Here is a 10,358-nt window from a genome sequence, read left to right on the forward strand (position 1 = left end):
AAAGGATTCGGTACTACGTATTTGCTATATAATTCCATTAAATGTAGATTGGGTCTGATAGGCTTGCCAATAAATACTGATCGTTTGACGTGCACGACTAAGTAGCTCACCTATGTCCTCAAAAGTATGGCCTTCGAGGCGAAGGCGAACCGCTAAATATCTTTCGTAAAGTCGTTTATCTGAAGTTTGTTTCATCGCTGTATTCAATTGCTCAATCTCTTTGTTACTCATTTTCATCGCCGCCTCGAGTTTATTTACTAGGTATTACCCGATTTGGCGACGAGAAAATTATGTTAGTTTATTAAATGCGTTCTATATAGATGCCTTTTTTCCAACTAATAGCTGTAGATATCGGAAAATACCGGATTTAAGTGTCGAAAATCCAACTAGCATGGTTGAGAACTCAAAAACGGACCTGCTGCAATGGCAAAATCCTTGAGGTATAAGTTCAGCTTACAAAAGACTGAAAGCAAACGATTGAAAACAATACAATCGGCAAGAACCATCAGCGGCAAAAAACGCCGGCTTATTTAAAAAGGCTGATGAGAATCAAAACCAAGACGATCAGAGGGATGCCATACACCACAGCATAGCCGATGTAACGGATTGGAGCAGGGAAGCTGCTTAAGCTCACCCGCTGTGGCGGCCCGCCGGCCTCAATCCGCTGCTGGGGCAGCAGTTGTTCATCAATATAAGCTTCGGTATGACGCTGCATCACAGGAAGGGAGGCCAGTTGCCAGGTGGGTACAGCACCGTCATTCTCGGACTCTTTTGAAGCTGAATGATTCACGCACATCACTCCTCCGGTTGACATTGGACAGGCTCAACTTGTACTTACCCAATCCTCGGTCCTTTTACCATTAAGTCTAATATTTTCCAGTTTTAATCAGCCCTGCGCACAGGATGCCGCACGATTGTCTTCAGCTTCGCTATATCCGATTTGCGCGGGTCGGACAGATAAATTTCATGATGCTTCCGGATGTCTGACAAATCACACAGCAGGCCCTGCTCTGCTATATAGTTATTCATTTTCTCAACGGTCGCCGGTTCTTCATTATAGCTGCCGATATGCATACACTGGACACACAGCCCCTCCGTAAAGGTTACGAGCCGGGCTTTGGCAACATCGATCTGCGGTTTTTTGCGGGCAACTGTCTCCACAGCAGCAGCATACACCTGCGAGTCCACGAACTCAGGCTGTCGGATCATCGCGGTCCAGCAGAACTTGTCCTTTCGGGTGTAATCCACTCCGTGAATCCCCTCCTGCCACCACTGACCCTCCAGCGGAGGCACGACGTACTCGAAGTATCCTTCTGGTGCCGGACCGTTTTTGGGGGCCATTTTGATCGCATAGGACAGCGCATAGAGTATTTCTACAGCCCGCTGGTATTCGCCCTCCGGCTCATTCGGGTCACCCTGTCCGTCCACCTGGATAAAGGTCATTTCAGGCACATCAACCACACCAGGTAGTGTCTTGGGCTGGTAAAGTTCTTTGAATGCTTTTTTATAATCCAGTTTTTCCATATGTACACCTCTTTATTTGGGCTTATGCTATCATTCTACCCGATTGAAATAGACACCTGTATGTCATATTACAGCCAGCCTGCAAAAGATAACCCGTTCTATACCGCTACAGCACCATTTTTTACTATGCCCCGCCCGGTCTGTTATGATAAATCCGGAGGCGACTTGAGGATGAACATGGAGCTAATAACTATTGCAGAGTGGGACGATGAGCTATGGAGGTCCGTGGAGCCGGTGTACCGCGAAGCTTTTCCCAGCGGGGCCAAGCCGGAAAAAATCCTGCACAGTATGCTGGACCTTGGAATCGGTTATCTGCACGCCGGAATGTTAAATGGACAGGCAGCCGGGATGGCTGTTACAGGTGTTATCGACGGCAAAGAGGGCCGGCGGCTCATCATTGATTATCTGGCAGTCAGCCGGGAGCTGCGCGGGCGGGGAACCGGTACGCTGCTGCTGAACTCCGTCGTGGAGTGGGCACAGAAGGAACATAGCGTGCAGGGAGTCATTATCGAGGCGGAATCCGGAAGGTCGGAGGAGCATACAGAGCGGATTCATTTCTGGGAAAAGAACGGCTTCATCCTTACCCCTTACGTGCATCAGTATATCTGGGTTCCGGAGCCGTATCAGGCCATGCTGAAGCCGCTTGCGGCGGGAGTTGCAGTAACGGATAACGGGGAGTCCCTGTTTAAGTACATCAATGCTTTTCATAAAAAGGCATACCGCCCGCCGGCAAAATAATACGTACCCATCACCGTAATCCCCCATTTCCACCACGCATAAAAAAGCCGCCGCAGTCTGTTAAGACCGCGGCGGCTTTATCATTAAAATTCGAATTCAACGTCGGAGAGACGTCTTTGAATTTCGGAGATTACACGTTTTTCTTCTTCCTCGCCTTTGGCTACAAAGGTTACGGAGAAACGGACGAACGGGCCGGCATCATCCCAAGGCACAGTGGAGATCAGCTTTTCGCGGATCAGGAATTGGGAGAAGTCTTCACCGGATTCGAAGCGGCGTCCGCCTTTGACACCTTTAGGTGCAGCTACATACAGGAAGAACGAGCCCTTCGGTTTCTCGGCTTTGAAGCCCAGGCTGTTCAGCGCGTCCACCAGCATGTTGTGGCGGCGGGAGTACTTGGCGGCAATCGCTTCGGTGATCTGCGGGTTAGCCAGACCGTAAGCGGCAGCCTTCTGGATTGCGATGAACTGACCGGAGTCGTTGTTGTCCTTAACGTCGCTGAATGCTTTTACGATCAGCGGGTTGCCGGCAACAAAGCCGATTCTCCAGCCGGTCATGTTATAGGACTTGGACAGGGAGTGCAGTTCTACGCCGACATCCTTCGCGCCAGGTACGGACAGGAAGCTCAGCGGCTTCACGCCGTCATAAGTCAAGGCTGCGTAAGGAGCATCGTGGACAACTACAACATTGTATTTTTTAGCCCAGACTACAACCTCAGCGAAGAACTCAGGAGTTGCACTTGCGCCTGTAGGGTTGTTCGGATAGTTCAGGTAGAGCAGCTTCGCTTTGTAGGCGATGTCCTCCGGAATGGAGTTCAGGTCAGGCAGGAAGTTGTTCTCCTTCTTGAGTTCTACAGTATAGACTTGTCCGCCCAGATACTTGGTGTGTGTGCCCAGTACAGGATAACCCGGAATTGTCATGATCGTGATGTCTCCCGGATTGATGAAGGCGGATGGCAGCATGGCCAGGGCCGGCTTCGAACCGATGGAGTGAACCACTTCTGTAACCGGATCAATGCCTTCAACCTGGAATACTTCCTTCAGGTAAGCAGCAGCTGCTGCTTTGAATTCTGGAATTCCGTTATCGGAATAACCGCGGTTTTCTTCCTTCGCAGCTTCCATAGCCAGCTTGGCAACAATGCCTTCGTCAGCCATTTCGTCCGGTTCACCTACGCCCATGTCGATCAGCTCGATATCAGGGAAATCCTGCTTCGCCGATGCTTTGGCGCGTTTGATTTTTTCAAATTTATAAATGTTGGTATCCTTGCCGTAGTTAGCGCCGCCGATGCGGTCAGCAAAATTCGTCTGAATAAAAGTGCTCTGATATTGTTCGATACTCATATTCTTGTTCTCATCTCCTGGCATTATTTATAACTATGCAACCCATGCAGGACGATTTTACATCCCATAATCTAAATATGAAGCAAAACCGCCTGCAAAACCATGGATTTATCATCACTTCATTTGTACTTATCTGCTCCGCAGCTGGAACAGCAAATCTTCCATATCCTCAGGAATCGGCCGGCTGAACTCCATATATTCTCCGGTCGAAGGATGCACAAAGCCGAGTATAGCGGCATGCAGTGCTTGTCCGTTCATGGTGATGCCCTTGCTGCGCCCGTACACCGGATCTCCGACCAGCGGATGCCCGATGAACTTCATATGCACACGGATCTGGTGGGTACGGCCTGTCTCCAGCTGCAGCTCCAGCAGGGTACAATCCCCCAAGCGCTCCAGCACGGTAAAATGGGTCACCGACCTCTTGCTGTTCTTCTCGGTTACGGTGTATAGCTTGCGGTCGTGGGGATCACGGCCGATCGGCGCATCCACTGTTCCCTTGTCATGTGATACGTTACCGTGAACAACCGCAATATAACGCCGGGTTACGCTGTGCTCTTTCAGCTGGGCTGCGAGCGAGGCGTGGCTGGCGTCGTTTTTGGCGGCCATAATCAGGCCGGAGGTGTCTTTGTCAATGCGGTGCACAATGCCCGGGCGGATCTCGCCGTTAATACCGGACAAGTCCTTGCAGTGATACATCAGCGCATTGACCAAGGTACCTGACGGATGCCCTACAGCCGGATGCACAACCATGCCCCGCGGCTTGTTGATCACAATAACATCGCTGTCTTCATAAGCCACATCAAGCGGAATATCTTCGGGTACCAGGTCAGTTACTTCCGGTTCCGGTACGGTTACAGCAACAACATCGCCTGCAGACAGCTTATAATTCGCTTTTACAGGAGCCCCGTTTACCGTAACATGCCCGTTTGAAATCAATAGCTGTACCTGCGAACGGGAAATTTCCTCTTCCCAGGCTTCAGTGATGTATTTATCAATCCGTTCCTTGGCGTTTTCTAATGCAACCGTCCACGCAGTGACGTCCTTGTCCTCCTCTGAGGCGCCCTCAGCCACCAATTCGCCAAAGTCCTTGTTCAACTCATTCATTCCCTTCTCTGACTTCCTTTGCTTCCTTAACTTCGGTGATTTCCTCTCCGCCCTTCACATCACGCAGCGTATCCAGAATAATCAGCGCTACCCCGATTACAATACAGGAGTCGGCCACGTTGAAGATCGGGAAGGTGTAGCTGCCGAAATTGAACATGAGAAAATCTACAACCTCTCCGTTCAGCAGACGGTCCAAAAAATTGCCGATCGCTCCGCCGAGCACCAGAGCCAGCGCCGTAGGCAGCAGCTTGCGGGTCTTCCGGGCTTTGTTCAGGTACCAGATGATACCGATCACAACCACGGTTGTAATCATAATGAAGAACCACTGCTGTCCCTGAAGGATGCCGAAAGCGGCTCCACGATTGCGGTGTGAGGTAATAATGAAGAAATCATTAATAACCGGAATCTGCTCTCCGAGCTCAAGCCGGGTAGCAATCACATATTTGGTACCCTGGTCAATCAAAAATACAATTAGCGCAATCAGAAAGTACACCACAGAAGTTGTCACTCCGTTCTTATTTTTCCCGCGGATGCGGTACGAATACTGAATAAAGACTTGTATATTGTAGCACAGGCCTCAAGAACCCGTCTATTCATGGCTTGGGCAAAAAGCCTCAGGCTAAAAACATTTTCCAGCGGTAAAACCGTGCCTCTCCGGCCAAGCTATCCTTGAAGGAACCGTTTCGATAAAAAGCACCTGAGAGGAGCATCGTCCATGAGTCACCTGACATCAGAGCAGCTGGCCCGCCTGCATCAAGCACTGCTTCAGCAGCAGGAGGACATACGCCACCGTCTGCAAAATAATGAGCACTACGGGCTGCAGGAATCGCTGCGTGATAATACCGGCGAGCTGTCCGTCATCGACAATCACCCCGGGGATGCGGCAACAGAGCTGTACCACCGCTCGATGGATATCTCCCTCGTAGAACGCGATGAGCATGAGCTTGAGGAAATCGATGATGCCCTGACCGCAATGGAAGAAGGCAGTTACGGCAGCTGTGCCGTCTGCGGCGGGGATATCCCGTATGAACGTTTGTCCGTTGTCCCCTCAACCCGTTACTGTAAAGAGCATAATCCGCGCCAGTTCTCGCCTTTTACACGGCCTGCAGAGGAAGAGTTTCTGTCTCCGCCGTTCGGCCGGACAAGCCTGGACGAACGCGAAGAGCAGAACGGGATCGACGGGGAGGATGCCTGGCAGATTGTTGAAAGCTGGGGCAGCTCGAATTCCCCGGCCATGGCCGAAGACAATGAAATCCGCTCCTATAATGATATGGAGATTGAGGCGGACGAAACCGAGGGTTTCGTGGAGCCGTGGGAAAATTTTGTCGCGACCGACATTGCCGGCAATCATCTTACCATCATCAGAGGCAACAGCTACCGTCATTATATGGACAGTGAGGAAGGCGATTATCTGCTTGACCCGAATGGAAAAAGATCACGGGAGTAGCTGCGGCTGCTCCTTTTTTCTAAATTAAAAATCCACGCTAAAACGTCTTCAGCTCCAGCTGATGCTGTACGATCCGCACAATGTCGGCGATATAGTCCCCGATGATCGGCAGATTGAGCGCACCCAGCACCTGCAGAACATAAATAATTGTCGCCGCAAAAAAGGTAAAGCCGAGCGCAATCCCCACTCCGCGTGCCGTTCCTGAAAGAATGTTCAGCCAGATCAGGCGGAAGGGGCTGTGCAAAAGCTCGGTATACTCGGCAATCCGCGCCTTCTCCATCTGCTGGGCCAGTCCGGTAGTCAGCCGGTAGACGGCATTCAGCTTTTCCTCCTGGCTAATTGGCTGATCCTGCCCTGTACTTTGCAGCTCACCGCCTGCATTCCACTGCTTCTCCCCGGACTGTCCGCCACTCTCCCCGGAGGTTTTAACCGTGATTCTGCTTCCCTGTACAGACCGCCCGTGTTCCTCCTGCCTGTCCGCCATCCTTATCAGCTCCTTGTCCCAGCATAACTGCATTACCTGCACGTTCCAACTCTGTTGGGCACATAAAAAGCCCGCCCCCCGGAGAAAAGCTCTCCAGGGACACGGACTGCTCATGCGGCGCATACCCAAGAAAGTACATGCCCCTGCAATCAGGGCCATCTGGACGTTTCTTCTTATGCCGCTAGTATATGCCAATTCGGGACAGGTAATGCACTTGCTGGCAGGGCTTTAACCCTTGATAAAGATGCCGATCGATTTACCGCTGACATCCACTGCTTCAAAGCTGTGTTCACCGTCAAAAGCAAGCTCAGCAACCAGTACGTTGTCACGCAGCACATGTTCAAAAGCAGTTACTGCCGCTTTCAGCTCATCATCCAGCTGCAGGGTCAGGTCGATCCGCTTTTCGATCGCCAGATCAAGCCGTTTACGGTAATCCTGCACCGCACGGATGATCTCACGCACCCAGCCCTCCTGCTCCAGCTCAGGCGTGATTTCGGTGTTCAGCGCTACGGTCAGCCCGTAGCCGGAAGCTGCGGCAAAGCCGGATTTGGCCTGCTTCTCTACAAGCAGCTCCTCTGCTGTAATTTGCAGCTCTTCGCCATCAGGGGAGACAACAGCTACTACGCCCTCATTAACTGCCTTGCGGGTAGCATCGCTATCCATGCCTTTGAGGAAGCCCTGGATGAAGCCGACGTTTTTGCCGTATTTTTTACCGGCTACTTTGAGGTTCAGCTTCAGGGTAAAGTCTACAAAGCCGCTGTCGCTGTTCTCCAGGACAATTGATTTTACATTGATCTCATCCTTGATGATCTCTTCGTAATCGGCGATATCAAAGTCACGGTCCAGCGACACGATCAGCTCGGACAGCGGCTGACGGTTCTTGATGCCGGTCTCGTTGCGCACGTTGCGGGCCAGCTCGACAATGCCTCTGGCGCTTTCCATGTCGCGTTCAAGCGTAAGGTCGATCAGGCTTTCGTCTGCTTTCGGATAGTCAGCAAGATGCACGCTTTCCCCGCCGCCCAGGTTCGTGAAGATATCCTCGGACAGCATCGGTGTGAACGGAGCCATCAGCGTAGCTGTCTTAAGCAGAACATGAGTCAGTGTGCGGTAAGCGTCCAGCTTCTCCTCGCCAAGCCCGCTGCCCCAGAAACGGTCACGGGAACGGCGGATGTACCAGTTGCTCAGCTCATCGACGAAGTTCTCAACCGCTTTGGAGGTGTTAACAAAGTCGTTAACGGCCAGGCCTTTATCCACCAGCAGGATCAGGCTGTTCAGGCGGGAGAGAATCCAGCGGTCCAGCTTGTGCTCTGACACCTTGAACGGATGCTCGGCAGGATCATAGCCGTCGATGCCGGCATACAGCGTCAGGAACGCATGGGTATTAACGAGCGTATCCACTACCTTCGATTTGGTCTCACCAACGAGACCGCGCGAAAAGCGTTTGTTATTCCAAGGCGCACTGTCAGACAGGATCGCCCAGCGGAATGCGTCGGTGCCGTATTCGTTCATGATTTCCCACGGGTCGATTACGTTGCCTTTGGATTTGGACATTTTTTGGCCGTTCTCATCGAAGATGTGGCCGTGGGCGATAACCGCCTTGTATGGCGCTTTGCCCTTGAACAGCGTCGATACCGCCAGCAGACTGTAGAACCAGCCGCGGGTCTGGTCGATCCCTTCGCAGATCATATCCGCCGGATACTGGTCTTCAAAGGTCTCATTGTTCTCGAACGGATAGTGGCTCTGTGCGAACGGCATCGAGCCGCTGTCGAACCATACGTCGATTACTTCCGGGGTACGCACCATCACGCCGCCCTCACTGAACGGGCTGCGCAGTTTAATGTTGTCCACATACGGCTTGTGCAGCTCGATGTCTTCCGGCACATCGCCGATCGCCATCGAACGCAGCTCAGCGATGCTGTGCGGCGCAAATTCCTTGCCCGTATCCTGGCAGACCCAGACGTTCAGCGGAGTTCCCCAGTAGCGGTTACGGCTGATGTTCCAGTCCACAAGCTCTTCCAGGAACTTGCCGAAGCGGCCTTCACGTACATGGTCCGGGTACCAGTCTACTGTATTATTGTTGGCAATCAGCTGATCCTTGATCGCTGTTGTCTGGATGAACCAGCTGTCTGTTGCATAATAGAGCAGCGGGGTATCGCAGCGCCAGCAGAACGGGTAGCTGTGCTCGTATTTCTCTTTATTGTAGAGCAGTCCTTTTTCGGACAGCACCTTGATGATATCCAGATCGACGTCCTTCACGAACCGTCCGGCAAAATCACTTACCACAGCGGTATACTTACCGGAAGTATCCACAACGTTCACGAAGCTGATGCCGTTCTCGCGGCAGCTCTTGTAGTCATCCTCACCATGCGCCGGAGCCATGTGTACGATCCCCGTACCGCTGGAATCCGTAACAAAGGATGCGCCCACGATCACATTGTGCTTCTCAGCCTGGATATAGCTGAACGGCGGGGTGTAGCTCTGGCCGATAAAGTCCGCACCTGTGTGAGTGGACAGGATCGTGTATTCGCCCTTCAGCACTTCATCCACCAGGTTCTTCGCCAGGATGTACACGCCGTCTTCCTGCTGGGCACGCACATATTCCATCTCAGGGTTCATGGCGAGCGCCATATGCGCCGGAAGCGTCCAAGGTGTAGTCGTCCAAGCCAGCACATAGTCGCCGCTGCCTTCAAGCTTGAACTTAGCTGTCGCACTCAGATCCTTAACGGTCTTGTAGCCCTGCGCCACTTCATGGGAGCTCAGCGTCGTCTGGCAGCTAGGGCAATACGGGCTTACGCGGTGTCCACGGTACATCAGGCCTTTGTCATGAACCGTAGCCAGGATGTTCCATACACTCTCGATATATGTGTTATCGAGCGTTACGTACGGATTATCCAGGTCCGTCCAGTAGCCGATTGCTTCCGTAAATTCACGCCACTGCTTCTCGTATCCGAAGACACTTTCCTTACATTCCTTGATGAACTTCTCAACGCCGTACTCTTCAATCTCCTGTTTGCCGGAGATGCCAAGTTTCTTCTGCACGCCAAGCTCAACCGGCAGACCGTGGGTATCCCAGCCCGCTTTGCGCACGACGCGGAAGCCCTTCATCGTCTGGTAACGGCCGATAAAGTCCTTGATTACGCGGCCCAGCACGTGCCCGATATGCGGCACCCCGTTCGCTGTCGGCGGTCCTTCATAGAACACATAGTTCGGACGGCCAGCCCGGTTCTCCATCGATTTACGGAACGTATCCTCGTCGCTCCATTTCTTCAGGATGCGGACATCTCTTGCCCGCGCCTTCTCTTTGACATCTACTTTTTGCATTTGAGGGTCAATCCTTTCAATGATGTAATCTTAAAACCAAGCTTAAAAAGCTTTTTCGATCCCCCTAAATCCCCCTTAGCCAAGGGGGACCCCGAGGGCCCCGGCCCTCTGGACACCCGGAAAGTTGTCTAGCTCCGGGACAGAGGCGGTATGGTTGTTAATTTGGTTGTAATCCGCGCTTACCGCCGCAAGCGGCCCGCTTTACCTCAGGCACGCTAGCCGCGCCGCCCGCTTGCCCTTGCTTTTGTGGCCCTTGCTCTTGTGGGGCACCCGCCCCGCGATCCCGTTAGGGCAGCGCTGGGCGGGACGCCCCCAGCGGCGGGCCGCAGCCGCCGCTTGCTTGTGCCTTTGCTCTTGTAGGGGCACCCGCCCCGCGATCCCGTAGGGCAGCGCTGGGCGGGAC

General features: G+C 52.7%; 10 protein-coding genes. 2 read left to right on the plus strand and 8 right to left on the minus strand.

The window, feature by feature from the left end; translation table 11 throughout:
- Positions 1–24 precede the first annotated feature (24 nt).
- From AWJ19_RS08885 to AWJ19_RS08895, 3 genes are all read right to left on the minus strand, one after another.
- Positions 25–231, minus strand: a complete 207-nt coding sequence (locus AWJ19_RS08885) for a helix-turn-helix domain-containing protein (RefSeq protein WP_068723021.1) — start codon at positions 229–231, stop codon at positions 25–27.
- Positions 232–526: 295 nt separating this feature from the next.
- Positions 527–790: a hypothetical protein gene (locus AWJ19_RS08890; protein ID WP_068723023.1), complete on the minus strand. Its 264-nt coding sequence runs from the start codon at positions 788–790 to the stop codon at positions 527–529.
- Between the two features lie 92 nt (positions 791–882).
- Positions 883–1,524 (minus strand): GyrI-like domain-containing protein, encoded by a 642-nt coding sequence (locus tag AWJ19_RS08895; protein WP_068723025.1) that lies wholly within the window; start codon positions 1,522–1,524, stop codon positions 883–885.
- A gap of 171 nt (positions 1,525–1,695) precedes the next feature.
- Between AWJ19_RS08895 and AWJ19_RS08900 the strand changes: the two genes are divergently transcribed.
- Positions 1,696–2,262, plus strand: coding sequence for a GNAT family N-acetyltransferase (locus AWJ19_RS08900; protein WP_082707785.1), 567 nt, complete (start codon positions 1,696–1,698; stop codon positions 2,260–2,262).
- An 83-nt stretch (positions 2,263–2,345) separates the two neighbouring features.
- Here the strand turns inward: AWJ19_RS08900 and AWJ19_RS08905 are convergent, their stop codons facing one another.
- The 3 genes from AWJ19_RS08905 to lspA all read right to left on the minus strand — a co-directional run bounded on the left by AWJ19_RS08905 (position 2,346) and on the right by lspA (position 5,199).
- The gene (locus AWJ19_RS08905; protein ID WP_068723027.1) at positions 2,346–3,599 is read right to left on the minus strand and encodes an LL-diaminopimelate aminotransferase; all 1,254 of its coding nucleotides are present in this window, start codon (positions 3,597–3,599) and stop codon (positions 2,346–2,348) included.
- A 129-nt stretch (positions 3,600–3,728) separates the two neighbouring features.
- Positions 3,729–4,703: an RluA family pseudouridine synthase gene (locus tag AWJ19_RS08910; RefSeq protein ID WP_068723029.1), complete on the minus strand. Its 975-nt coding sequence runs from the start codon at positions 4,701–4,703 to the stop codon at positions 3,729–3,731.
- Entirely contained in the window at positions 4,696–5,199 is a 504-nt protein-coding gene (lspA, locus tag AWJ19_RS08915; RefSeq protein WP_068723031.1) for a signal peptidase II, read from the minus strand. Before lspA ends, AWJ19_RS08910 begins: the two co-directional genes overlap by 8 nt.
- Positions 5,200–5,418: 219 nt before the next feature.
- On the opposite strand from lspA, the gene AWJ19_RS08920 reads away from it, so the two are divergent.
- Entirely contained in the window at positions 5,419–6,150 is a 732-nt protein-coding gene (locus AWJ19_RS08920) for a TraR/DksA C4-type zinc finger protein (RefSeq protein WP_068723033.1), read from the plus strand.
- A gap of 37 nt (positions 6,151–6,187) precedes the next feature.
- Here AWJ19_RS08920 and AWJ19_RS08925 read toward each other — a convergent pair whose 3' ends face one another.
- Together AWJ19_RS08925 and ileS are read right to left on the minus strand one after the other, a co-directional pair.
- Complete coding sequence (locus tag AWJ19_RS08925; RefSeq protein ID WP_068723039.1) at positions 6,188–6,517, minus strand: DUF5665 domain-containing protein; 330 nt, start codon at positions 6,515–6,517, stop codon at positions 6,188–6,190.
- A gap of 345 nt (positions 6,518–6,862) precedes the next feature.
- On the minus strand, positions 6,863–9,955 hold the full coding sequence (gene ileS, locus AWJ19_RS08930) for an isoleucine--tRNA ligase (protein ID WP_068723035.1): 3,093 nt from the start codon (positions 9,953–9,955) through the stop codon (positions 6,863–6,865).
- Positions 9,956–10,358: the final 403 nt, after the last annotated feature.

This window comes from Paenibacillus sp. DMB5 (genome assembly GCF_001517085.1).
Classification (GTDB): Bacteria; Bacillota; Bacilli; order Paenibacillales; family Paenibacillaceae; genus Paenibacillus_AQ.